Source organism: Streptomyces sp. NPDC051109 (assembly GCF_044455885.1).
Taxonomy (GTDB): Bacteria; Actinomycetota; Actinomycetes; order Streptomycetales; family Streptomycetaceae; genus Streptomyces.
In genome coordinates, this window is record NZ_JBITFF010000001.1 from 65383 (window position 1) to 89300 (window position 23918).

The following is a 23918-nucleotide window of genomic DNA, read 5'->3' on the forward strand; positions in this document are numbered from 1 at the left end:
TATGAGCCCCGTAACCGCTGGTGTGCTGCAGCTGCTCGCGCTCGTCGCCGCGCTCGCCCTCGCCTACCGCCCGCTCGGCGACCACATGGCCCGCGTCTACTCCTCCGAGAAGCACTACCGCCCGGAGAAGTGGATCTACAAGGCCATCGGTGCCAACCCCTCGGCCGAGATGCGCTGGCCCGCGTACCTGCGCGGCGTCCTGGCCTTCTCCGCCGTGAGCGTCCTCTTCCTCTACGCCCTACAGCGGCTGCAGGGCAGCCTGCCCGGCTCGCTCGGCTTCGTGTCGATCGACCCCGACCAGGCCTTCAACACCGCCGCGTCCTTCGTGGCGAACACCAACTGGCAGTCGTACTACGGCGAGCAGGCCATGGGCCACGTCGTGCAGACCGGCGGCCTCGCGGTGCAGAACTTCGTCTCGGCGGCGGTCGGCATGGCCGTCGCCGTGGCCCTCGTACGGGGCTTCGCCCGCTCGCGCACCGGCGAACTCGGCAACTTCTGGTCCGACCTGGTGCGCGGCACCGTCCGGATTCTGCTGCCCATCTCCGTGATCGGCGCGCTGGTCCTGGTCGCCTGCGGCGTCATCCAGAACTTCGCCGGCATCCACGAGGTCGGTCAGTTCACGGGCGGCTCGCAGCAGTGGAACGGCGGGGCGGTGGCCTCGCAGGAGGTCATCAAGGAGCTGGGCACGAACGGCGGAGGTTACTTCAACGCCAACTCGGCCCACCCCTTCGAGAACCCCACCCCGTTCTCGAACCTCTTCGAGATCTTCCTCATCCTGGTCATCCCGTTCGCGCTGACCCGGACCTTCGGCCGCATGGTCGGAAACCTGCGCCAGGGCTACGCGATCCTCGCGACGACGGCCACGATCTGGCTCGGGTTCACCGCACTGATGATGTGGACCGAGTTCGCCCACCACGGCCCGGCCTTCGACATCGCCGGCGGGGCGATGGAGGGCAAGGAGACCCGCTTCGGCATCGGCGGCTCGTCCGTCTTCGCCGTGGCGACCACGCTGACCTCGACCGGTGCGGTCAACTCCTTCCACTCCTCCTACACCGGCTTCGGCGGCGGCATCGCGATGCTGGGCATGCAGCTCGGCGAGATCGCGCCCGGCGGTGTCGGTTCCGGCCTGTACGGCATGCTCATCATGGCGATCATCGCGGTGTTCATCGCGGGCCTGATGGTCGGCCGCACCCCGGAGTACCTGGGCAAGAAGATCGGCACCCGCCAGATCAAGCTGGCCGCCTGCTACATCCTCATCACCCCGGCGCTGGTGCTCTGCTTCACCGCCGCCGCGATGGCGCTCCCGACGCCGGGCGACTCGATGGCCAACCCTGGTGCGCACGGATTCTCCGAGGTCCTCTACGCCTACACCTCCGGCGCCAACAACAACGGCTCCGCGTTCGCCGGCCTGAACGCCGACACGCAGTGGTTCAACAGCACCCTCGGCATCGCCATGCTGCTCGGCCGCTTCCTGCCGATCGTCTTCGTCCTCGCGCTGGCCGGCTCGCTCGCCGAGCAGCGGCCCGTACCGGAGACGGCGGGCACGCTCCGTACCGACAAGCCGCTCTACGCGGGCCTGCTCGTCGGCACGATCGTCATCATCACCGGTCTGACCTATTTCCCCGCCCTCGCGCTGGGTCCGCTCGCTGAAGGGCTCGCCTCATGAGCACCATCACCCCCACCCGTGCTCCGCACGAAGACCTGCCCACCGGACACGAGACTCCGGCGGGGCGCGTCGGCGGCGGCCTGTTCGACCCCAAGGCGCTGCTCAAGTCCTTCCCCGACGCGGTGAAGAGGCTCGACCCGCGCCTCATGATCAAGTCGCCGGTGATGTTCGTGGTCCTCGTGGGGTCGGTGGTCACCACCGTCCTCGCCGTCAAGGACCCGACGGACTGGTTCGGCTGGGCGATCACCGCCTGGCTGTGGCTGACCACTGTCTTCGCCAACCTCGCGGAGGCCGTGGCCGAGGGCCGCGGCAAGGCCCAGGCCGACACCCTGCGCAAGGCGAAGACGGACACCGTGGCCCGCCGTCTGACGGACTCCGGCGAGGAGCAGGTCCCGGGCACGGACCTCCGCATCGGCGACCTCGTGGTCTGCGAGGCCGGCGACGTCATCCCCGGCGACGGTGACGTCGTCGAGGGCGTCGCCTCGGTCGACGAATCAGCCATCACCGGTGAATCGGCCCCCGTCATCCGCGAGTCGGGCGGTGACCGCAGCGCGGTGACCGGCGGTACGAAGGTCCTCTCGGACCGGATCGTCGTCAAGATCACGACGAAGCCCGGTGAGACCTTCATCGACCGCATGATCGCGCTCGTCGAGGGCGCTGCCCGGCAGAAGACGCCCAACGAGATCGCCCTCGACATCCTGCTGGCATCGCTCACCATCGTCTTCCTGCTCGCCGTCGTCACCCTGCAGCCGTTCGCGATCTACGCGGACGCCAAGCAGTCGATGATCGTGCTGACCGCCCTGCTGGTCTGCCTGATCCCCACCACCATCGGCGCCCTGCTCTCGGCCATCGGCATCGCCGGCATGGACCGGCTGGTCCAGCGCAACGTCCTGGCCGTGTCGGGGCGTGCGGTCGAGGCCGCCGGTGACGTGTCGACCCTGCTGCTCGACAAGACGGGCACGATCACCCTCGGCAACCGCCAGGCCGCCGAGTTCGTCCCGGCCAAGGGCACGACGGAGGCCGAACTGGCCGACGCCGCCCAGCTGTCGTCGCTGGCCGACGAGACCCCCGAGGGCCGCTCGATCGTGGTCCTCGCGAAGGAGAAGTACGGGCTGCGCGAGCGCCACCAGGGCGAGCTCGCCCAGGCCGAGTGGATCGCCTTCACCGCCCAGACCCGCATGTCGGGCGTGGACGTCGACGGCAGGAAGACCCGCAAGGGCGCCGCCGGTTCGGTCATCGCATGGGTGACGGAGCGGGGCGGCCGGGTCGCCGAAGACGCGGACCTCCTCGCCGACCGGATCTCCGAGGCCGGCGGCACCCCGCTCCTCGTGGCGGTCGAGGACGAGGAGGGTGCCCGGGTCCTCGGTGTCGTCCACCTCAAGGACGTCGTCAAGGAAGGCATGCGCGAGCGGTTCGAGGAGCTGCGCCGCATGGGCATCAAGACGATCATGATCACGGGCGACAACCCGCTGACCGCGAGGGCCATCGCGCGGGAGGCCGGTGTCGACGACTTCCTCGCCGAGGCCACCCCCGAGGACAAGATGGCCCTCATCAAGCGGGAGCAGGCCGGCGGCAAGCTCGTCGCGATGACCGGTGACGGTACGAACGACGCACCGGCCCTGGCCCAGGCGGACGTCGGCGTGGCGATGAACACGGGCACCTCGGCCGCCAAGGAGGCCGGGAACATGGTGGACCTGGACTCCAACCCCACCAAGCTCATCGAGATCGTCGAGATCGGCAAGCAGCTCCTCATCACCCGGGGCGCGCTCACCACGTTCTCCATCGCCAACGACGTCGCCAAGTACTTCGCGATCATCCCGGCCATGTTCGCCGTGGTCTACCCGGGCCTCGACAAGCTCAACGTCATGGGCCTGCACTCGCCGAACTCGGCGATCCTCTCCGCGGTCGTCTTCAACGCGCTGATCATCATCGCGCTGGTACCGCTCGCCCTGAAGGGCGTCCAGTACAAGCCCACCAGCGCCGACAAGATGCTCCGGCGCAATCTGGGGATCTACGGACTCGGCGGCCTCGTCGCCCCGTTCATCGGCATCAAGGTCATCGACATGCTCATCACCCTCATCCCCGGAATCGGTTGATCTGCCATGAACAACTCCGTAGGCAACACCGCCCGCCTGCTCGGCGCCGGACTGCGTGCCCTCCTCGTCCTGACCGTCATCTGCGGCGTGCTCTACCCGCTCGCCGTGACCGGCATCGCGCAGCTCGCCTTCGGCGACAAGGCGAACGGTTCCCAGATCAAGGACGCGAGCGGTCAGGTCGTCGGCTCGTCCCTCATCGGACAGACCTACACCCTGCCGAAGCAGGCTCCCTCTGGTCCGGCTACGGGCGACGACCCCGAGCAGGCGGCCGAACCGGACCTGAAGTGGTTCCAGCCGCGCCCCTCCCGCGGCCTCGGCTCCAACAGCGTCAACCAGCAGTACTCCCTGATCCTCTCCGGCGCCACCAACAAGGCGGCCGACAACCCGGACCTGGTCAAGCTGGTCACCGAGGCCAAGGACGCCGTGATCGCGGACAACTCCACGGCGACGTACGAGGTCAAGCCCGAGGACGTGCCGGCCGACGCCGTCACCTCCTCCGGCTCCGGCCTCGACCCGGACATCTCCCCGGAGTACGCGAAGATCCAGGTCCACCGGGTCGCCGAACGGAACGGCCTCGACGTCCGGCAGGTCGAGAAGCTGGTGAAGGACAACACCGCCGGCCGCGCGCTCGGCTTCATGGGCGAGCCCCGCGTCAACGTCCTGGAGCTGAACACCGCGCTCAAGGCACTGACCGAGAGCTGATGGCCGCCCGGCCGTCCGGCTCGCCGCCGCCGCACACCGGACGTCATCCTCCTGGACCTCGGCCTGCCGGACATGGACGGCGTGTGGAAGTGATCAGGAGCGTCCGCGGTTGGAGCCAGGGCGCCGATCCTCGTACTGGATCCGCGCCCTGGACGCCGTCGCGGACGACTACGTGACCAAGCCGTTCAGCAAGGACGAGCTGCTGGCCCGGCTGCGGGCCGCCACCCGGCGGCAGGAGGACCCGGCCTCCCCCGCAGGCCCCTCCGGGATCACGACCGACGACTTCGAGCACAGCAACTACCTGCGCGAGTCGGCACCGGATGAGACGCGGAAGGCTCCGGATCCACCTCGGCTCGGCACCGGACGTCGGCGTCGTCGGCTTCGCCGAGCACCACGGCCGGCCGCGCACGGAGGTGATGCTGCACGGCCTGGACGTGGCGGCGCGCAATCCAACGTCCCCGGCTCGCGCAACGCCAAGCGGTGGCATGACGTCGAGGAGCTGGTGCGGGCGGGCACCGACGCCGTGACCACGGTCACATCCAGCACCTGGAGTCGCTCGGCGACATGGTGGAGGCGATCACCGGCGTCCGGCAGCGCGAGACGGTGCGACGGCGACGAACGGGAACGCGTTCCGTCGCTTCCGGCCCCCCACGGTCCGGTCCGGTGGGCGTCGGTCCCGGCGGTGCCAGGTCACCGGCCGCTCAGTCGGCGTCCGGTCGCCCGCGAACCCGTCTCGCGCTACCGCCGCCCCGCCACGGAGCCGCGGCCGGGTCGTCCGCGACGGTCTGTTCCCGCTGCACCGGCATGCGGCGAACCTACGGCCGGCGGGGGCGGATGCGGGCCGCGAGTACGGCGACGTCGTCCTCGGCGTGGCGGGCGTCCAGGGCGGCCACCACCGCGTCCACCATCTCCTCCACCGTTTCGCCCACCGGCAGCCGCAGCCCGGCCAGCCGGGCCAGCGAGACGTCGATGTCCTCGCCGTGCCGCTCCACCAGCCCGTCGGTGAACATCAGCAGGGTCTCCTCGGCGGTGATCGGCCGGGTGACGCCCTCGTAGCCGCCCACCCCGGTGCCCAGCGGCGGCCCCACCGGCACGTCGGCCAGGACCGCCGTACTGTCCGCCCCGAAGACCGCCGGAGGCAGATGGCCGGCGCCGGCGAAGTCCGCGACGCCGCGGGCCGGGTCGACCCGTACGAGCAGGCAGGTGGCCGGCCGCCGGGCCGGGTCCTCGGCCACCAGCGCGTCCAGCTGGCGCAGCACGCGGTGCGGGGCGAGATCCGTGGAGGCCACGTCGCGCAGCGTGGAGCGGTAGGCGTTCATGTCGACGGCGGCGTCGAGCCCGTGGCCCATCACGTCCCCGACCACGAGCAGGGTGCGGCCGAAGTGCAGCCGGACCGTCTCGAACCAGTCCCCGCCCACCAGGGCCCGGGAGCCGGCCGGCAGATAGCGGCTGGCCGTCTCCAGGTTGGGGTGCGGGCGGCCCGGCTCCGACACCAGCGCCCGCTGCAGGTTCAGCGCCGTGTCCTGGGTGGCGGCCAGTTCCCGGGCGTGGCCCAGGTGTACCGCCGCCAGCCGGGCCGTGAAGTGGACCGCCGCCGCCTCGTGGTCGCTGAATCCGACGTGGGCCCGTACGGCCAGCACCGCGCCGTGGACCCGGTTGCGGGTCAGCAGCGGAACCGACACGAGGTGCACCCGCGTGCCGCCCGAGACCGCCGCCCACTCGGAGAGGGGGTGCCCGCCGTCGATGGCGCGTACGGAGAGCGACTCACCGGTCCGCGCGGTCAGCAGCCCGACCGCTCCCGCCACCGCGACCCGTCTCAGGCCGCCGTCATCGGCCCGCAGTTCCACCGCCACGGCGTCGCACAGGTTGCGGAACAGGAAGCCGGCCAGCTCCTCGCACGTGGCGCTCTCGTCGAGCCTCGTCCCGATCTGCTCGGCCGCGGCTTCCATCGCACGCAGCCGCGCGCGCAGCGCCTCGTACTCCCCCCGTGGCCCGGCGGACCTCCCGTCATGCTCCGACAAGGCACCTCCCCGGCCCCGGCAGCCGAAGAGGCCATTCCACCAGCACCGCCCGCGGCCCGCACGTGCGCCGCGCGCCCGCCGGGCCGGCGGATCTCCGCAGCGCCACCGCGGACGGGCCCCCGAGCCGGCGCAGGACCTCGACGGCCCCCGCCGCCGCCCGAGTAGAGTCAGCCGACTCGACGATCACGGGGGAAGCCATGCCCATGCCCATATCCATGCCCAGATCCCTGTCCGCGCTGCGGGGTGCGGCGGTCCTCGCCGCGGCGCTGGCGGCGCTCAGCGTCTCCTGCAGCGCCAGTCCGAAGGAGAGCGCGCCGGCCGCCGCCTCGTCCGCACCCGCGGCGACCCCGAGCGCAGCGGGTCCCGCGGCGTCCGCGGACCCCGGCGTGGCCGCGCCCGCATCGCCCCCGGCGGCTTTCCGTACGCCCTCGCCGCAGGGCTCCGAGCCGGTCAGCCTGGTCCGGGACGCCTTCGCGGGGCTCCAGGCCACCCTGGGCGAATCGTGCACCCCGGGCAACTGTGCCTACTTCCTCGGACGGGTCTACGACGAACTGCACCGCATGGACGCGGCGATGAAGGCCGACGCGAAGGGCCCCGGCCACTTCCCCGAGCCGATCGCCCTGATCAAGAAGCTCGACGCGGAGCTCGCCGGGGACCGTTCCTTCGAGAACCTGCAGAAGCACCAGACCACGCTGATCGGCACCCGCGACAAGATCAACACCTGGATGCAGGGCCACCCCGACGACTACCGCTGACAGGCCGCCGGCAGCAGCTCCAGCGCCCGGGCGGTGTACCGGATGGCCCGTGATCAGGACCGCCCCCGCCCGGGGCGGAGCCGGCGCGGTCCACGTGCCCTCGCGACCCAGCAGCGCGGCGACCGTCGGTTCTAGCCTTCTGCCAGCTGCGCCACCCAGCCGTAAGGAAGCTCCGCGCCGTCGAGCGTCACCGCTTCGACGGTGCGCGTGAGGGGGTCGATGTCGGCCTGAACGCCTTCGCCCGCGTAGCGCGGATAGCCGGAGGCCCCGAATTCACCGGTGGCCTCGACCACGGCCGTGCGCAGCACGCCGCGCCGGGCGGAATCCCCGGGCTCGGCGAGCCCCGGGCGCAGGACGACGGTGTACCGGTCGGGGGCCGATGCGGAGGCGGGGCCGGGCTCGGCGGAGGGGTTCATGCATCCAGGCTAGCCACCGCCCGGCCGATCGGCCGGTATCCCCGGGCCGCGTCCCGTACGCGTCCGCCGTCCGCCGTCCGGCACGCCCCGGCCCGGCTGCCGGACCACGGCTCGACCGACCCGATGATCGACGCACGGGACCACGGCGCCGGACGCCCCGGCGCGTGCGGCCGACGCGGCGGCTCAGCGACCGGGTCCCGCACCGGTTCCGGCACGACCGGTTCCGGCTCCGGTCCCCGCATGACCGGTGCCGAAACCGGTGCGGGGTTCCACTTGCCGCAGCTCGGCGAGGAGTTCGCTCTGGCCCGCCAGCAGCTCGGTCAGGATGCGGCGGGCCGCGCGCAGGAGATCGGCGACGTCGCCTCCGGCGAGGGCGTAGTTGACGGTCGCGCCGTCGCGCGTGGAGACGACGATGCCGGATCGGCGCAGGACCGCCAGTTGCTGGGACAGGTTGGACGGCTCGATGTCGATCTCGGCCAGGAGTTCACGCACGGGCCTCGGACCGTTCTGCAGGAGTTCCAGGACCCGGATCCTGACGGGGTGTCCGAGCATGCGGAAGAACTCGGCTTTCGCCTGGTACAGGGGTACCTGCTTGCCCACGAACGCTCCCGCCGTCGCTTCGACCCGTATATGCGGCCCGGGGCCGGTGAGTTGCCCGCTCCCCGCCCCCCTCACCCATCATTCCGTCCGATGGGCCCACGTGCGCCCCCGCTTGACCAATTTCGGATGTGCCGGATTGAAGATTTCTTCAATTCGTGGGCATGCGTGGGCTCGACGAAGCCGCGCCTAGATCTCCAAAGCGGATTCGATGCGCTTGAGCTGGTGCCGGGCCATGGCGAGATTGGAGTTCGCCTTGTTCAGCACGACGTACAGGAACAGCCCGTTGGTCCCCCGGCCGCGCAGCAGCCGGATCAGGTGGTACTGATTCCCGAGGGTGATGAGCAGGTCCTCGATCTCGTCGTCCAGGCCGAGCATTTCCATGGCGCGGACCTTGGCCCGGATCACATCGGTGTTACCCGCCGCGGCGACCGCCAAGTCGAGGTCCTTGCCGCCACCCAGCGTTCCCAGTGCCATCCCACTGGTGTAGTCGACCAGGGCGACCCCCAGGGTGCCCTCGATCGAGGTCATCGTCTCCTTCAACGAGACTTCCACATTCGCCATCGGCGCCCGCTCCCTCTTCTCCGCGTTCACGGCCGGTGCGCGCTCGCGCTGCACACCGGACCACTTGTGAGGCTGACGCTACTGAGCGTGCGCGCAAGTGTGGGGGGAAACGGGAGATTTGACGGAAAACCTCCCGTCCCTCGACTAAGATCTGCCCGGCTCGCACGGCCCCGCCCCCGCCCGGCCCACGTCGAACCGCGTGATCGCGCCGTGCTCCAATGCCACGTACAGGGCGCCGTCCGGGCCGAAGACCAGGCCGTGGGGCTCGCTCCCGGGCGGGTCGAGCGGGTACGAGCCGACGCGGCCCGCGAGGGTGATGCCGCCGATCCGGCCCGTGCCCCACTCGGTGAACCAGAGGCGGCCGTCCGGCCCGGCGGCGATCGCGTGGGGGCGGCAGGCCGCGTCGGCGAGCGGAAACTCGGTGATCTCACCGCGGGGCGTGATCCGGCCGATCCGCCCGGCCCCGATCTCGGTGAACCACAGCGCCCCGTCTGCGCCCGCGCAGATCCCCACGGGTGCGGCCCGTGCGGTGGGCAGCGGGTGCACGGTGACGTTCCCGTCCGTGGTGATCCGCCCGACCGCGTGCGCCTGGTTGAGGGTGAACCACAGCGCCCCGTCCTCCCCCGCCGTGATCATGGCCGGGAACGCGCCGGCCACGGGCAGCGGGAACTCCCGGACCTCGCCGTCCGTGGTGATCCGGCCGATCCGGTCGGCGTGCATCTGCGTGAACCACAGGGCGCCGTCGGGGCCCGCGGCGATCCCGTACGGGCCGCCGCCGGTGCCGGGGAGGGCGTACGAGCAGGCCTCGCCGCCCGTCGTGATGCGGCCGATCCGGTGGTCCCCGGTACGGGTGAACCAGAGGGCGCCGTCCGGTCCGGCGGTGATGAGCGACGGTCCACAGGAAGGCGAATCCAGGGCGTACGCGGCGAGTTGCCCGTCGGGAGCCAGACGGGCGACGGCGCCCGCATGGACGAGGGTGCACCACAGCGCGCCGTCGGGGCCGGCGGCGAGCGCGTACGGGCCCGAGGCCGGATCCGGGACGGGGAACGCGGTGAGCGCGCCCGGCCCGGAGGGTTCGGGAGCCGTCGGAGAAGGTACTGACACGGGTGCCTCTTTCCGGAGGTGGGGGCTGGGACCTGGACGTAAGAGCGTCATGCGGCCGGCGCGGCCGCCCGGGCGCACGCCTGCAGCGCCAGCCGCCGGCCCCGCCACCGGGAGCGCAGCATCCGGTCGTGGCTGACCAGGACGACCGCTCCCGGGAAGTCGGCGAGGGCCGCCTCCAGCTCTTCGACCAGCGCGGGGGAAAGGTGGTTGGTCGGCTCGTCCAGCAGGAGCACGTCGGCCGGTTCGCAGACCACGCGGGCCAGCGCCAGCCTCTGCCGCTGCCCCGCGGAGAGGTCTGCGATCCGCAGGTCCAGGCAGGACCGGTCGAACAGCCCCAAGGCCAGCAGCTGTTCGGCATGCTCGTCGGAGCTCCCCGCCCGGCCCTGGCCGAACGCGGCGAGCGCGCTGTGGCCGGCCGGACCGGGCTCGGCCGGCTGCGGCAGGTACGCCGCCCGCACCCCGCCGGGACGTACGACGTGGCCCCGGTCCGGGGCGACCGCGCCGGCCAGGACGCCCAACAGGGTGCTCTTCCCGGCCCCGTTCGCGCCCGTGACCAGAATGCGGTCACCGGCCTCGAGGCTCAGGTCCACGGGCGCCAGCCGCCCCGCCACCGCGACGCCCGTCGCCTCCAGCAGCGGGCCCCGCGCACCGCCGCCCCGCAGCCGGGGTGAGAAGCGCAGCGGCTCCGGCGGCGCGGGGACCGGGTGCGCGAGGAGCCGGTCCAGGCGCTCCCGGGCGTTGCGGACCCGGGAGGACAGGGAGGCCTGCACCCGGCCCGCCGCACGGTCGTAGGCCATCTTGTCGCCGTCCTTCATCGCCCGGCCGGGCGCCACCCGGCGGGCCGTCACCGAGGCGGTCTCGCGCAGCCGGGCCGCCTCCGCGCGCCAGGCGGCATGGGCGTCGGCGCGGCGCCGCCGTTCGGCGGTCCTCCCGGCCAGGTAGCCGGCGTAGCCGTTGCCGTACCGGGTGACGGTGTGGCTGTCACCGTCCACCTCCCACAGCACGGTGGCCACCCGGTCGAGGAACACGCGGTCGTGCGAGACGGCGACCGTCGTGCCGGCGCGGCCCCGCAGGTGTTCCTCGAGCCAGCACAGGGCGTTGTCGTCGAGGTGGTTGGTGGGTTCGTCGAGGAGGAGCACCTCGGGAGCGGCCACCAGGAGCGCGGCGAGGCGCAGGCGGACCCGCTCCCCGCCCGAGAGAGCGCCGACGACGCGGTCCCGGGGCAGTTTCACCAGGCCGAGGCCGTTCAGGGTCCGCTCGACGCGCGCTTCGGCGTCGTAACCGCCGCGCAGTTCGTACGCGCCCAGCAGCTCGGCGTACTCCGCGAGGACGGGCAGCCGGCCCGCGCCCTGTCCGGGCAGGTGCTCGATCCCGTCGGCCATGGCCGCTTCGAGCAGGCGCATCCGGCGCTCCATGGCGCGCAGTCCGCTCAGGGCGCGGTCGAGGATCCGCTGCACGGTGTGGCGGGCGGGGAGCCGCTCCTCCTGTGCGAGGTGGCCGATCCCGCCGTCGGCTTGGGCGAAGACCTCGCCGCGGTCGGGTCGCTCCAGCCCGGCGAGGAGGCGGAGGAGGGTGGACTTGCCGGAGCCGTTCTCCCCGACGACGCCGAGGCGGCCTCCGGCGGGAACGGAGCAGCTGATCCCGTCCAGGACGAGGCGGCCGCCGTAGGACTTGGTGACGTCAAGGGCGCTGAGCTGTGGGGTCATGGGGGCGTGCCGATCGGTCGCGGTGGGTGGCGGGCGCTGGTGCGTGCGTGGTGTGCGCGCTGCTGCGGACCATCGGAACCACTCCCTAAAAGCGACGTCGGTTGCGTTAAGATCCTGGCATGGACTCTCCCCACTCCGCAAGCGACCTTCCTGAACCCGCCGTCCGCAGGCGCACCGGCGGCCGCGCCGCCCGCGTCCGGGCCCAGGTCCTCGCGGCGGTCGGGGAGTTGCTGGTCGAGGACGGCTGCGACGGGCTCACCGTGGACGCGGTCGCCGGCCGCGCGGGCGTCCACCGCACGACCGTCTACCGCAGGTGGCGGGATGCGGGCGGGCTGCTCGCCGATCTGCTCGACTCCGCGGCGGACGACTCCTGGAGCCCGCCGGACACGGGCTCGCTGGAGGAGGACCTCGCGGCCCTGAACCAGGAGGTGTTCGACGCCCTCGCCGACGGCCCGACCCTGACGACGGTCCTGATCACGGCGTCCTTCCGATTCGACGACGCCGCCCGGGCCCTGAGCCGCTTCTGGGACGACCGCCACGCGCGCTCGGCGCCGGTCGTCACGCGGGCGGTGGCCCGGGGTGAAGCTCCCCAGGCCACCGACCCGCGCGCCGTGCTCGTCACCGCGACGGCCCCGCTCTACCACGAGCTCCTGCTGCTCCGGTCCGCACCCGACCCCGCGCTCCCCCGCCGAGCCGCCCGCGCCGCGGCCGCGGCGGCCCGGGCGGGGGCCCTCGCCGCCCCTGCCGACGGCTAGGGGTGTTGCCGATCAGGCCGGCATGAGCGGCGAGACACCCCCTAGGAGGTGTGCGGCACTACCGCCGGCGGTCCACCACCGCCAGCAGCTTCCCGCTGGTCGCCGTACGGTCCAGGTCGGCTCCGTCCACCACCTCGACCGCGAAGTCGAGCAGCTTCTCCCCCACCGCCGACCGCACCTCCGGGTACGCGGCCAGGAACGCCTCCCGCGCCCGGTCCGGATCCGGGGCGTGGGCGCTCTCCATCCGCAGGGTGAGGCCCTCGCGCGCGGCACCGGCCGTCAGGACGGCCTGGAGCTCACCGCCGTACCCCAGCCGCTCTCCCGCGATGGCCACGAAACGCCGGTAGTTGAGGAAGTACGTCGCCACCCGCATCACCTCGCCCAGCCGGCCCAGCAGCTCGAAGCGCGGCGCGTGGCTGCCGCACGGACAGCGCCCGGGCAGTGCGCGCCCGAGGTCGCCGATCACGTACCGGTCGAGGTGCTGGCCGCGCCGGGCGCGGGTGGTGAAGACGAGTCGGCCGGTGTCCCCCGGGGCCACGGGCCGGTCCTCGTCGGCGTCGACGATCTCCAGCGTGTGCAGGTCGGCGTGGAGGTGGTGGACGCTGCCGCCGCTCTCGGTGCACTGGTAGCCGAGCGGGCCGAGGTCCGTGCTGCCGTAGGTGATGGAGTGGACGACCTCGATGCCGAACGTCTCGGTCAGCGTCCTGCGCTGCTCGTCGGTGAAGTGCTCGCCGCCGTAGTAGATCTTGCGCAGGCCTCCGTACGAGCGCAGCAGGTCCGCCTGCTCGTGCAGGAGCTGCCAGAGGTAGGAGGGCATGCCGAAGAGCGTGTCCACCTCGTACGAGGCGATCATCTCCGCGGTGGCCCGGTGGTCGGGGCCCGCGGCGATCGGCATCTGGACGCCGCCGAGCCGCTCCAGGATGGAGAAGAAGCTGATGAACCCGCCGTACATGCCGCCGCAGTAGAAGAGGTTGGCCGTACGGTCCCGGGCCGGGTCGTAGCCGGCGGCGAGGAGGCCGCGGGCGGCGGCGTGCATCTGCGTGTCGTAGTCCTCGTACGTGAACAGCGACAGGGCGGGCGTACCGGTGCTGCCGCCGCTGCGGAAGTACAGCTCGGCGTCGCCGCGGTCGACCCCGCGGTTGAGGTCCTGGACGGCGGCCTTGTCCAGCAGCGGTCCGGTGGGCGGCGCGAAGACGGCCGGGCGGGCGAGGTCGTCGAGGCAGGCGGTGGCGGCGAAGCGCGCGTCGGCCTGGACGGCGACCCGGCGGCTGTAGCGCTGCAGGGCGTAGACGCCGTCGTGCGGTTCACCGGCGTAGCCCGCGGTCATGGCCCCGACGGGGGTGACGCGGGTGGCCCCGGCCGCCAGCACCAGGGCGGAGAGCTCGGCGATGTCGGTGCGGCTGCCCGCGATCGCCGCCGTCTGGAGGTAGCGGCGCATGGGGCGCAGCGTGCCGATGAGGTCCTTGCGGGGCAGCGGCTTCACCCAGACGCTGCGGTGCAGCGGGGACGCGGTGAGGGCCGCGCGGGTGTCGGCCATGACGCGCCAGGTGCCGTCGGGGGCGGCCAGGACGCGGGTGAGGCCCAGGTGCTCCTCCAGACGGGCGAGGTGTTCGGTGGTGGTCAGTTCGGCGTACTCGGCCGGATCGAGGTCGCGATCCGCCGCGGCCGGAGCGGGCTGCGCGGCCAGGGCGGCGGCGAGGCGTTCGGCGAACGCGTGCAGGGCTTCGGTGTTCCCGGCATCGGTGTCGAGGTAGACGACCTGGGGGCTGGAGCAGGCCTGCTGCTCGAAGAGGCAGACGTCCGCGGCCAGGGCGGCCAGCGTCTCCGCGTCGGCCCACGCGTCCTGGGTGAGGTAGGCGAAGGAAATCTTGTGTCCCCACTCCACCAGGCGGCAGCCGGCCGGGACGTGGGCGGCGACGCCCTCGACGGCGCTCTCGCCGCCCCAGACCGCGACGGCGTCGGCGGGCGCGCACATCAGGCGCAGCCAGTCCTGGCGGGAGGAGGGGAAGCGGAGCACGATGGTGCGCTCGGCGAGGGCGCCGGTCGGATCCTGCGCGGCGAGCTCGGCGAGGAGGTGCTGGGCGAGGAAGGTGTCGGCGGTGCTGGTCTTGAGGACGTTGACGTTGCCGGCGAGGAGTCCCTCGACCAGGCTGAGCGGGGCGACGGTGGCGGCGTTGCCGGGGGCTATGTGGGCGACGAGGCCGACGGGCGCCCAGGCCTCGTACACCGTCTCCTTGGCGTCGGGGCGGTTCAGCCGCTGCGGGGCGGTGCCGCCCAGCTCGCGGCGGAGCTTGCGGGTCAGGGAGCCGCGGCCGAGGAACTCGGCGAGTTCGGCCAGGAGTTCCTCCCGTTCGGCGTCACCGCCCTCGGGCAGGTGCGGGGCCAGCCGCTCCCGTACCCGGTGGCCGGGGTCGCGCAGGGCGCGGGAGAGCGCGTCGCAGGCGGCCAGGACGGTCTCGGTGTCCAGCGGCGCGGCGAGCGCGGCCTCGACGGCCGCGGGCAGGGTGGCCAGCCGGCGGGCGGCTTCCTCGTCCCCGATGAAGGTGCCCTGCCAGTAGTGGTGGTTGAGGTTGACGGTGTCGGTCACGACATTCCCTTCATCAGTTCGGCGGCGGCCACGGCACAGCTGCGGTTGCGGCTGACCCCGGCCCGGCCGTGGATCGTGAACCACGGGGTGGTCAGCTCGCAGCCGCAGTCCTCACCCGGGTGGAGCGAGGCGAGATCGCCCATGACGACGCTCTGCGCCGGCACGGAGGTGATGTACGGGGACACCAGGTGCAGGTAGCCGCGCTCGCCGTACGGGAGGGGTTCGAGGGTGCGGGTCGAGCGGATGAAGACGCGCGACCACACGGGCGCGTGGAGGTTGTGGTGCGCGCACTCGATGTACGGGATGCAGTGCTCGACCGAGCCGAAGGTGTCCCGGATCCGCTCCGAGGGAACGCCCAACTGCTCGGTGACGCGGGCGTACAGCTCGTGCTTCCCGATCTGCCGGTCGGTGTGGCCCTTCCAGCCGCCGCCGAGGATGATCAGCGAGCCTTCCGGCAGCTCCAGCGGCGGGAGGCCCATGGACCGCATCCGCTCCAGCGTGAACCAGAGGAACGCCGGGAATCCGAGGATGCGGACGGGTACGTCGTCCTCGGCGAAGCGGCGCAGTGCGGCGACGCAGCCGAACGGGTCGAACTCGTGCCCGTTGCCGGTGTTGCGCAGGGCGTACTCGACCTGCCGGGCCGGGGCGAAGTCGCACAGGTAGTTGTCGGTGAACGAGGTGCCCAGGTTGAGGTCGCGGGCGGGCTCGTAGCTGTAGAGCAGGTAGTTGACCGGCTGGTCGGGGGTGATCCAGCCGTTGTGGTCGAAGATGCGGGCGACCATGCGCTGGGCGGAGCGGATGGTCCACTCGTCGAAGAACATCTGCGACTTCTGCCCGGTGGTCCCGGAGGAGGTCAGGTGGAGGTGGACCTCTTCCTCGGGTATGGACAGGACCTCGTGGCGCTTGAAGAAGTTCGCGTGCACCAGGGGCGCACGGTACGGGGTGTCCGGCCGCGCGCCGTCGTCGTACAGGCTGCGGAAGAACGGGGAGCGGTCGCGGTGCCAGTCGTTGATCTCCGCCATGGCGGCGGCGAACAGCTCCTCCTCGGCGGGACCGGAGGTGTAGGGCCCCGTCAGGTCGCAGAGCTGCTGCACCCGGCCGAGAGCGGTGGCGTCGGGGACGTCGACGGGGGCGAGATGGGGTTTCGCGGGGGTCGCGGAAGCGGGCTTGGACGGGGGCGCGGAAGGCGGCGTGGAAGGGGGCGTGGAAGGGGTCATGAAGCAACCTCACGTACGGGCAGATGCGTCGACGCCCAGGCCGACACGTAGGAATCGAGGAACGGCCGCAGCGGCGGGTCGACGACCAGCCCGCGGAAATCGATGTGTTCGGCGGTCCGGGACATCACCGCGTAGTCGTGGAAGCCGTCCCCGTCCCGGCGCATGGCCGGATACAGGGCCCCGGCGATGAAGCCCTGGGCGGCGAAGGCGGAGAGCGCGGCGTGGTGTTCCAGCGGTACGAGCGCCTCCACGTAGCCCGCGCCGGCGCGGGTCAGCGTACGGGTGACCGGCTCCAGCCAGCCGGCGGCGGCCGCCGGGTCGGGGTGGGCGGTGACCAGGGCGCAATAGCCGCCGGTGCGGTTGAGGTAGGCGTACACCTCGAAGCCGCCGTCGTCGGGGGTGAGCAGGATGTTGGGGGTGTGCAGCGGGTAGAACCAGCGGCCGGTGTCGGGGAAGTGCTCGTGGAAGCGGCGGCGCACGAAGGCCGGCGCCTCGATCATCTCCAGTCGGCGGGGGGCGGGTCCGGCGGGCACCGGCAGCGGCGGCGCGGGCCGGGCGTCCGCGTAGCTGATGCCGAGGCTGGCCTCGGCGGTGCGCAGCAGCGGCAGCAGGGAGGCGGGGACCTCGCCGACGGGCACCCGGCGGTCCAGCACCCCGGGCGAGTGACGCGCGTAGAGTGCGAGGCTTTCGCGGCTGCTGAGATCCACGGCGTTGGGCAGGATGCCGAGCGGGCGGAAGCCGTTTCGGGCCACGACGCGCTGGGGTCCGGCACTGACCGTACGGACGGTGGCGTACACCGAGTCGAGCTTCCCGGCATCGAGGGTGCCGGCGCACACGGCCTCGGTGAGCTGTCCGGCGAGCCCGGACCCGCGCTGGTCGGGGTGGACGGCGAGCCCTTCGAGGCGGCCGATGCGGCTGCCGGGTTCGCTGTGGACCGCCGCCGATCCGGCGAGGGCGCCGGTACGGGGGCAGCGTGCGACGAGCCACAGCGTGTGCGGATCCTGGATCAGCCGGGACATCTCGGCGGGGTCGGTGCCGAGGGCCGTCGGATAGTGCGGGCCGTAGACGGCGTAGTAGAGCTGGCGGAGATCGGCGATGTCGTCCGGGGCGGCCTGTTCGATCGCGGCGGTCATCGCGCGCCTCCTGCGGGGGTGGGCTCCGGCGCGGGAGCCGGGTCGGGTGCGTCCGCCGGGCGGGAGTGGCCGGGCAGCAGGGCCAGGGCGAGGGCGGCGGGAACGAGTCCGGCCGCCTGGATCAGGCAGAGCGTCTGGGCGGAGAGGTGGTCGCCGAGGAATCCGAAGAGCAGCGAGGCCACCGGGAAGGTCGCCCCGAGGACGGCCTGCATGACGGCGAAGAACGCGGGCTTGTCGGCGGCCGGGACCAGCCGCTGGAACAGGGCCACGAAGCGGACGCCGATCACCCCGACGCACCAGCCGGTCAGCAGCAGGGACCCGGCGATGACGGGCCGCGCGGCGATCAGTCCGGGGACGGCGAGGGCGGCCGCCATCGCGCCCAGGCACGCGGTGCCGACCACGGCGGGCCGGCCGGGCACGCGGGCGCTGGTGAAGGAGCCGACGAGCGTGCCCACTCCGAGCGAGGCCTCCAGGAGGGCGACGGTGGAGCCGTCGCCGTGCAGCACGGAGGCGGTGTACAGCGGCATGACGACGAAGACGGCCGTGGTGAAGAGGTTGGCAGCGGTGAAGCAGAGCAGGATGGCGCGAACGTAGGGCATGGAGCCCAGCAGCTGACGCAGGGTCCGCTGCCGCGGCTGCTCCCCTCCGGCGGCGCCGGCGGTGCCTGCGGCCTCGGTGGTGTCGGGGGTGTTGGTGGTGTCGGGGTGCGCCGCGGTGCGGAACCGTGCGGTCGCGATGAGCAGTGCGGCCGTCGCGTAGGCGGCGGCGCAGCCGACGGCGAGGCCGGCCACCCCGGCCGCGTCCACGACGAGGGCGCCGAGCAGCGCGCCGCCGAGGCTCGCCAGTGACTGCGTGGACAGTTCGAAGCCGGTCGCCGCCTCGATGTCCGCGTCGTCGACCAGCTCGGGTACCGAGGTGGTCAGGCAGGGGTCGAAGAAGGCCTGGCAGGTCGCCAGGGCCAGGGCCGCGGCGTAGGCGGCGGCGACCGGGAGGTCGCTCGCGCAGGCCCACACGGCCAGCGCAGCGGCGGCGACTCCGGCTCCCGCGGCCGCGGTGCGCAGCAGCGAGCGGTGGGCGAAGCGGGCGATGGCACGGGCGACGAGCGGGGCCAGGACCACGGCGGGCAGCGTGCTGACGGCCATGAACAGGCCGGCCGCGAAACCGCCGTCACCGGAGGCGGCGTCACTGATGAGCCACCAGGAGATCCCCACCTGGAACATGCGCACGGCGGCCTGGGTGAGGACTTGTCCCAGCCACACGGTGCCGAAGGCGCGGTTGCGCAGGACGAGGGGCGGTCGACGGCCGGAGGTCGGGGTCGGGGCGGACTGGGTCGGGGTCGGGGTCGGCGTCGTCATGCGGTCGGCCTCTCGTCGAGGACGCGGACGAGCTTGCCGGAGCGGGAGTTGACCACCAGGTCGCGGTGGCGGGCCCACTCGACGCGCAGCGGGTGTACGAATCCGGCGGCGACGCTGTCGGGGTAGAGCGGCCGGGCGGCGTTCAGCCCGGTGACGACCTCCTTGGCGAGGACCTCCAGGCCGGCCGGGTCCTGGCCGGGGGCGGTGGGGGTGGCGAGGCGCAGCACGAGGCCGTCGCGCCCGTCCCAGCGGCGTACGACGAGCTGCGTGCCGGTGACACGGCAGTCGGTGTCGGCCTCGGCGACGGCGTTCGTGACGTCCTGCCAGTACAGCGAGACGGGGCCGACGCGCACGCCTTCCTCGGCGCGGCCGAGGATGCGGAACGCGCCGCCTTCGGTGTCGGTCCACTCCGCGCGGTCGCCGGCGGGGTAGCGGATGACGGGCATGAGCCGGCGGTACAGCTGGGTGACGACGACCCGTCCGGGGCGGCCCGCCTCGCGGATCGGCTCGCCGGTCGTATCGTCCAGGATCTCGACGAGGGTGTGCGGGGCGAACGGGCGGTGCGTACGCGTGTCCTCGCGCGCGTCCGCCACCGGCCGTCCGAGGAGGCCGCCGTCGACGCTGGCATAGCCGAGCGAGCGGGGTGTGGCCCGGGGGAAGGCCGCCGAGAGGAGGCGGCGCTGGTCGTCGAAGAGGGCTTCGCCGCCGAAGAACAGGAACTCCACGGCGGGCAGTTTGCGGCCGGCGGAGGTCAGGTGCTCGGCGAGGCGGCACAACGTGGTCGGCGTACCGGCAATGACGTCGGCGGCGAAGTCCTCGATCGTGGCGAGCGTCGAATCCAGCGGGGCGCCGCCGCCTATGGGCAGGCGCACGTTGGCGACGGGGGCGTGCGCGAGGGAGTCCAGGATGAACAGGAAGCTGGCGTAGAGCTCACCGGCGTAGAAGAGGTCCGCCACCCGGTGGCCGGGCCGCAGGCCCGCGTCGACCATGCCGGAGCCGAAGGCGGTGACGAACTCCTGCCATTCCTCACGGGTGTAGCAGGAGAACCGCGGCGTGCCCGTGGTACCGCCTGTCTTGAACACGACCGCCTCCCCGAGGGGGGCGGTCAGGACGCGGTTGCCGTGCAGGGTGTTGGCGGCCCAGAAGGCGTCCTGGTCCACGACGGGCACGTCGGTGATCCGGCTCACGTGCGGCGGCAGGTCCGCGTAGAGCTCGGCGTAGAAAGGGGAACGGTCGCGGGCGAAACGCACGAGGTCTGAAAACTGCTGGACGGGCATGCTGCCTTTACCTCGAAAGATGAAAGATGAAAGTTGGAATAGGCGGGAGACAGGTGGCGCGCACATCGGGGAGTGGTGGAACTCACACCACTCTCATCCGTTGATCAGTCAACAATGCGGGCCTTGCAAACAGTTGACGAGCGCAGCGCCGACCTGATGTCTGTTCACATGATGAGACAAGAGGAACGCACCGCCAAATCGATCGGTGACGTCACCACGGACTTCCGGCCCCGGGGGCCGAAACCGCACCGCCCGGCGGTTTCCTTTCGAAGGGATTCGGCGCGCCATTGCGAATGCGCCCGACGGCCATAATGAGGGGAAGGGCAATCTCCACCGAACAGGGCGACGACCTCGTGGGAACCGCACCTGCCTCCGGGCCGGCGCATCGCAAAGCGCCTCGGCCACTTCACCTCCGACCGCACCGTCCTGGCCACCTGGTGGCCGACCAGGCACGATGTCCCCGGCACCCGGGCATCCGTGTCCCCGGAGCCCAGCGAATCGTTTGCGCAGGCATGACGACGACGCGCTCCACGCTCGCCACCGCGGCGCGACACCGGGCAGCTGCGGATGACGGCGACCGCCCCCTGTACGTTCCCGCTCCCCGGCAGCCGGCCCACGCGGCCGTGTCCGCCCCGCTGTTCGAGCAGCTCGCCCGGGAGTGGGCGGCGCGGGGGGCCACCGTACCCGGACGGCCGGATCCTGCCTGGCGGCGGCTGATCTCCTGGGAGCACTTCGAAAGGGAGACCGCGGCCACCGTCCGCAATCTGCACCTGCGCGGCGCCGAGCCCGCGCCCGCGCCCCCCTCCCCGGCGAACCCTCCCCGGTGGATGCGGGCTTGATCCCGTTGCGGGCGGGGGCGGGCCGGGCGGTCACCGACCGGCGCGGATCCGGCCCGCGACCGGCCGGACGGCACTGATCGTCAGATCCGCGTCGTGCAGCTGGGGCCGCCGAGGGCTCCGTCCTGCCGAGTATCGCCGCACGGGAGTCGCCGCCACCGAACGCCGGACGGGGACCGGTCGGCGGAGGGTGCCCCCGCTTCCGGTCCCCGGTCCCCGATCCCGGTCAGGCCTTGTGCGTACGGCCGCCGCCCAGGCCGAGGCCCACCAGGACCGCCGCCGCGACCACGATCGCCGCGTCGACCACCAGGACGGTGCGGACCCCGCCGAAGAGCGAGGCCTGCGTGGTGGCGAGGACACCGAGCAGCGGGATGCCGATCGTGAGGCCGACCTGCTGCGTGGTGGTGACCAGGCCGGTCGCCAGCCCCTGCTCCGCGTCGGGCACGCCGCTCGTCACGGTGAGCCCGTACGAGATGATCGCGCCGAGGTGGAACATGCTGGCCAGCGAGACGGCGACGGTCGCCACGAGCGCACCCGACTCGGCGCCCACGGTGAGCAGCGCGGCGGTGAACAGCCCCTGGCCGAGCAGCGAGCCGGTCAGCGTGCGCCGGGCGCCGAACCGGCCGATGACCTTCGGTGCGTACGAGCCGGCGAAGGCGGAGGCGATGCCCTGGACGCCGAAGACCAGACCGGTCTGGAACGAGGACAGTCCCAGCGTCTCCTGGAGGTACAGGGTCAGGACGAAGACGACCGTCGACATCATCGAGAAGGTCACCAGGCCGGCGATGTTCCCCCAGGCGATCGTGCGCCGCTTCAGCATCGGCAGCGAGACCAGCGGGGCCGGGGTCTTCGATTCCACCACGGCGAAGGCGGTCAGCAGGGCCAGGCCGGCGAGCAGCGTGCCCCACACGTCCACGCCGCCGAATCCGCGCTGGGCGGCCGTGGACAGGGAGTAGATGAGCGCGAGCAGCCCGCCGGTGACGGTGACGGCGCCGGGTACGTCCAGGCGCGGCCGGTCGGGGGTCCGCGACTCGGGCAGCAGGCCGGGAGCGAGGGCGAGCACGATCACGGCGGTGACCGCGAGCAGCCCCATCGTGGAGCGCCAGCCGAGGGTGTCGGTCATGACGCCGCCCAGGACCATGCCGATGGTGAAGCCGAGGGAGAGCAGGGTGCCGGAGATGCCGAGGGCCTTGTCGCGCAGCGGGCCCTCGGGGAAGGTCGTGGTCAGCAGGGACATGCCGGTCGGCACGATGACCGCCGCGCCGAGGCCCTGGAGGGCGCGCCCGGCCAGGAAGGACGCCGGGTCCCAGGCCAGGGTGGCCAGCAGCGAGGCCGCGCCGAAGAGGGCGAGGCCGAGCAGGAACAGCTTCTTCCTGCCGTACAGGTCGGCGATCCGGCCGAAGAGGAGGAGGAACCCGCCGGAGGGGAGAGCGAAGGCGGTGACCGCCCACTGGAGGGCCGACCGGCTCAGGCCCAGGTCCTTGCCGAGCACCGGCAGGGCCACGTTCAGTACGGAGAAGTCGAGCGCCACCATGAACTGGGCGGCGCAGAGCACGAAGAGGACCAGCTTGGCCCGGCCGGTGAGCCGTTCGCCCGCGGGGGCCGCCGCCCCGAGACCGCCGGTCGTGGCCTTCGTCGCCGCCGTCGTTGTCGTTGCAGTCGTCGTCGTTGCAGTCGTCGTTGTCTGGGAATCGATCGCCATGGCCACAGCCTCGCGGCCCGGGAATGCCCGTGGAGAGTGGGAACTTATCCTGTTGGTGGCACCACCAGGCAGCCGACAGGGGGAGTGAGTGGCTACACCGATCGACAAGCACCGCCGTTCCGAGCTGCGCGAGTTCCTGATGAACAGACGGGCAAGGGTCACCCCCACCGAGGCGGGCCTGCCCGACGGCGGGGCCCGTCGCCGCACCCCCGGCCTGCGCCGGGAGGAGGTCGCCGTGCTCGCGGGCGTCGGGGTGTCCTGGTACCAGTGGCTGGAACAGGGCCGCGACATCACGGTGTCCCCCCAGGTGCTCGACTCCGTGGGCCGGGTCCTCAAACTGTCCAGCGCCGAGCGCCGGCACCTGTACGTACTGGCGGGGCTCAACCCGCCCGCGCTCGAAGTGGCGCCCGCCGACCGGGACATGTGCCAGGGGCTGAAGCGGCTGATCGACGCCTGGATGCCGTTCCCCGCGCACATCATGGACGTGTACTGGAACACGGTCCTCTACAACGACGCGGCCGCGCTCGTGCTCGGCATGCGCCCGGAGATCGTGCAGAACTGCCTCATCGCGTTCTTCACCGACCCCATCTACAAGGCCCGATCACCGCGCTGGGAGGAGAACGCCTGCAACGTGGTCGCCCAGTTCCGGGCGGCGAGCTCGGAGTGGCCCCAGGACGAGGGGTTCCGGGCCGTCATCGACGAAGCGCGGGAGCTCAGCCCCGAGTTCGCCGCGCTGTGGGAGCAGCGCGACGTCCGGCCCGGCGGCCAGATACGCAAGGAGATCGAGCACCCGGTCGTGGGGACGCTGTTCGTCGAGTCGACGCAGCTGCGCGTACCGGCACGGCCCGACCTCTCGATCGTGCTGCACACCCCGCTGCCGGCCACCGACACGGCGGAGAAGCTGGAGTGGCTGACCTCGGCGGAGGGGCGCCGGGGAACCATGTACCCCATCGCCGGCTGACCCCGTACGCGGGTGCCCGGACCGGCCGCGGGGCTGGTCCGGGCACCCCGGCGACCGGCTACCGCTCGCCGGACACGGCGCGCGTGATCTCCTCCTCCACCGCGCGCAGCTCCTCCTGCCGGTCCATGAGGATCAACAGCTCCCGGTGGTTGGTCAGCGCGGTGACGAGAAGATCGCCCCAGCCGGGCTCCAGCGCGCACATGCGCCGCGCGGCGGCGACGGACTCGGCGCGCAGGGCCAGCGCGATCTCCGGCCGGTGCGCGAACTCGTAGCGGCTGTACTTCCACAGTGCGGCGGACAGCAGGGGCAGATAGGCCAGGGGGCTCACCTGGACCAGGACGCGGTAGGCCGCGACCCGCTCGCGGACCGGCGGCTTCGCCGATCCCAGGAGGGCGACCCGGGCTCGGAGGACTGCGTCGTGATTGATGTTCGCCGAGTGATTCATGACGATGATTCTCAAAGCCGCGC

Annotated in this window: 20 protein-coding genes and 2 pseudogenes; 9 read left to right on the forward strand and 13 right to left on the reverse strand. The window is 72.5% G+C overall.

The genetic code is table 11. The annotated features are described in order from the left end of the window. The first annotated feature begins 1 nt into the window (after position 1). The 5 genes and pseudogenes from kdpA to ACIBAD_RS00295 all read left to right on the forward strand — a co-directional run. Positions 2 to 1666, forward strand: coding sequence for a potassium-transporting ATPase subunit KdpA (gene kdpA, locus ACIBAD_RS00275; RefSeq protein ID WP_134067948.1), 1665 nt, complete (start codon positions 2 to 4; stop codon positions 1664 to 1666). Then, on the forward strand, positions 1663 to 3762 hold the full coding sequence (gene kdpB, locus ACIBAD_RS00280; RefSeq protein WP_398903304.1) for a potassium-transporting ATPase subunit KdpB: 2100 nt from the start codon (positions 1663 to 1665) through the stop codon (positions 3760 to 3762). The genes kdpA and kdpB overlap by 4 nt, the downstream gene beginning before the upstream one ends. 6 nt (positions 3763 to 3768) lie before the next feature. Continuing rightward, positions 3769 to 4464 carry a potassium-transporting ATPase subunit C gene (locus ACIBAD_RS00285; RefSeq protein WP_134067950.1) on the forward strand — a complete coding sequence of 232 codons (696 nt, stop codon included), beginning with the start codon at positions 3769 to 3771 and terminating at the stop codon, positions 4462 to 4464. Further along, positions 4463 to 4750: pseudogene (locus tag ACIBAD_RS00290) on the forward strand (response regulator transcription factor); the annotation flags it as partial. The gene ACIBAD_RS00285 and the pseudogene ACIBAD_RS00290, both read left to right, overlap by 2 nt. 34 nt (positions 4751 to 4784) lie before the next feature. Continuing rightward, positions 4785 to 5070 (forward strand): annotated as a pseudogene (locus tag ACIBAD_RS00295) (histidine kinase); the annotation flags it as partial. A gap of 209 nt (positions 5071 to 5279) precedes the next feature. On the opposite strand, the gene ACIBAD_RS00300 reads toward ACIBAD_RS00295, so the two are convergent. After that, positions 5280 to 6485: a PP2C family protein-serine/threonine phosphatase gene (locus ACIBAD_RS00300; protein ID WP_398903306.1), complete on the reverse strand. Its 1206-nt coding sequence runs from the start codon at positions 6483 to 6485 to the stop codon at positions 5280 to 5282. Between the two features lie 215 nt (positions 6486 to 6700). On the opposite strand from ACIBAD_RS00300, the gene ACIBAD_RS00305 reads away from it, so the two are divergent. Beyond that, positions 6701 to 7240: a hypothetical protein gene (locus tag ACIBAD_RS00305; RefSeq protein WP_398903308.1), complete on the forward strand. Its 540-nt coding sequence runs from the start codon at positions 6701 to 6703 to the stop codon at positions 7238 to 7240. 131 nt (positions 7241 to 7371) lie between these two features. Here the strand turns inward: ACIBAD_RS00305 and ACIBAD_RS00310 are convergent, their stop codons facing one another. From ACIBAD_RS00310 to abc-f, 5 genes are all read right to left on the reverse strand, one after another. Then, positions 7372 to 7656, reverse strand: coding sequence for a hypothetical protein (locus ACIBAD_RS00310; RefSeq protein ID WP_398903310.1), 285 nt, complete (start codon positions 7654 to 7656; stop codon positions 7372 to 7374). 183 nt (positions 7657 to 7839) lie between these two features. Continuing rightward, positions 7840 to 8256, reverse strand: coding sequence for an ArsR/SmtB family transcription factor (locus ACIBAD_RS00315; protein ID WP_398903312.1), 417 nt, complete (start codon positions 8254 to 8256; stop codon positions 7840 to 7842). A 186-nt stretch (positions 8257 to 8442) separates the two neighbouring features. Further along, a complete protein-coding gene (locus ACIBAD_RS00320; protein ID WP_134067953.1) occupies positions 8443 to 8817 on the reverse strand; it encodes a hypothetical protein in 375 nt (124 codons plus the stop codon). Positions 8818 to 8961: 144 nt separating this feature from the next. Continuing rightward, entirely contained in the window at positions 8962 to 9921 is a 960-nt protein-coding gene (locus ACIBAD_RS00325) for a virginiamycin B lyase (protein WP_398903315.1), read from the reverse strand. Between the two features lie 47 nt (positions 9922 to 9968). After that, complete coding sequence (gene abc-f / locus ACIBAD_RS00330; RefSeq protein WP_134067955.1) at positions 9969 to 11627, reverse strand: ribosomal protection-like ABC-F family protein; 1659 nt, start codon at positions 11625 to 11627, stop codon at positions 9969 to 9971. A 119-nt stretch (positions 11628 to 11746) separates the two neighbouring features. On the opposite strand from abc-f, the gene ACIBAD_RS00335 reads away from it, so the two are divergent. Next, positions 11747 to 12382: a TetR/AcrR family transcriptional regulator C-terminal ligand-binding domain-containing protein gene (locus ACIBAD_RS00335; protein WP_398903317.1), complete on the forward strand. Its 636-nt coding sequence runs from the start codon at positions 11747 to 11749 to the stop codon at positions 12380 to 12382. Between the two features lie 58 nt (positions 12383 to 12440). On the opposite strand, the gene ACIBAD_RS00340 is transcribed toward ACIBAD_RS00335, so the two are convergent. Genes ACIBAD_RS00340 through ACIBAD_RS00360 form a run of 5 tightly spaced genes read right to left on the reverse strand, consistent with a single transcriptional unit; the run spans position 12441 to position 19951 of the window. Continuing rightward, positions 12441 to 14969 carry an acyl-CoA reductase gene (locus ACIBAD_RS00340; RefSeq protein WP_398903319.1) on the reverse strand — a complete coding sequence of 843 codons (2529 nt, stop codon included), beginning with the start codon at positions 14967 to 14969 and terminating at the stop codon, positions 12441 to 12443. Beyond that, the gene (locus ACIBAD_RS00345) at positions 14966 to 16186 is read right to left on the reverse strand and encodes an acyl-protein synthase (protein ID WP_398903321.1); all 1221 of its coding nucleotides are present in this window, start codon (positions 16184 to 16186) and stop codon (positions 14966 to 14968) included. Before ACIBAD_RS00345 ends, ACIBAD_RS00340 begins: the two co-directional genes overlap by 4 nt. Continuing rightward, positions 16183 to 17319 (reverse strand): GNAT family N-acetyltransferase, encoded by a 1137-nt coding sequence (locus tag ACIBAD_RS00350; RefSeq protein ID WP_398903323.1) that lies wholly within the window; start codon positions 17317 to 17319, stop codon positions 16183 to 16185. The genes ACIBAD_RS00345 and ACIBAD_RS00350 overlap by 4 nt, the downstream gene beginning before the upstream one ends. After that, a complete protein-coding gene (locus ACIBAD_RS00355; protein WP_398903325.1) occupies positions 17316 to 18674 on the reverse strand; it encodes an MFS transporter in 1359 nt (452 codons plus the stop codon). Before ACIBAD_RS00355 ends, ACIBAD_RS00350 begins: the two co-directional genes overlap by 4 nt. Beyond that, a complete protein-coding gene (locus tag ACIBAD_RS00360; protein ID WP_134067959.1) occupies positions 18671 to 19951 on the reverse strand; it encodes an AMP-binding protein in 1281 nt (426 codons plus the stop codon). The genes ACIBAD_RS00355 and ACIBAD_RS00360 overlap by 4 nt, the downstream gene beginning before the upstream one ends. A gap of 512 nt (positions 19952 to 20463) precedes the next feature. On the opposite strand from ACIBAD_RS00360, the gene ACIBAD_RS00365 reads away from it, so the two are divergent. Beyond that, the gene (locus ACIBAD_RS00365) at positions 20464 to 20790 is read left to right on the forward strand and encodes a hypothetical protein (RefSeq protein WP_134067960.1); all 327 of its coding nucleotides are present in this window, start codon (positions 20464 to 20466) and stop codon (positions 20788 to 20790) included. A 223-nt stretch (positions 20791 to 21013) separates the two neighbouring features. On the opposite strand, the gene ACIBAD_RS00370 is transcribed toward ACIBAD_RS00365, so the two are convergent. Next, the gene (locus ACIBAD_RS00370; RefSeq protein WP_134067961.1) at positions 21014 to 22489 is read right to left on the reverse strand and encodes an MFS transporter; all 1476 of its coding nucleotides are present in this window, start codon (positions 22487 to 22489) and stop codon (positions 21014 to 21016) included. A 139-nt stretch (positions 22490 to 22628) separates the two neighbouring features. Here ACIBAD_RS00370 and ACIBAD_RS00375 point away from each other — a divergent pair, with 139 nt between their 5' ends. Then, complete coding sequence (locus ACIBAD_RS00375) at positions 22629 to 23450, forward strand: helix-turn-helix domain-containing protein (protein WP_134074009.1); 822 nt, start codon at positions 22629 to 22631, stop codon at positions 23448 to 23450. 58 nt (positions 23451 to 23508) lie between these two features. On the opposite strand, the gene ACIBAD_RS00380 is transcribed toward ACIBAD_RS00375, so the two are convergent. Next, on the reverse strand, positions 23509 to 23895 hold the full coding sequence (locus ACIBAD_RS00380) for a hypothetical protein (RefSeq protein ID WP_119096825.1): 387 nt from the start codon (positions 23893 to 23895) through the stop codon (positions 23509 to 23511). Between the last annotated feature and the right edge of the window lie 23 nt (positions 23896 to 23918).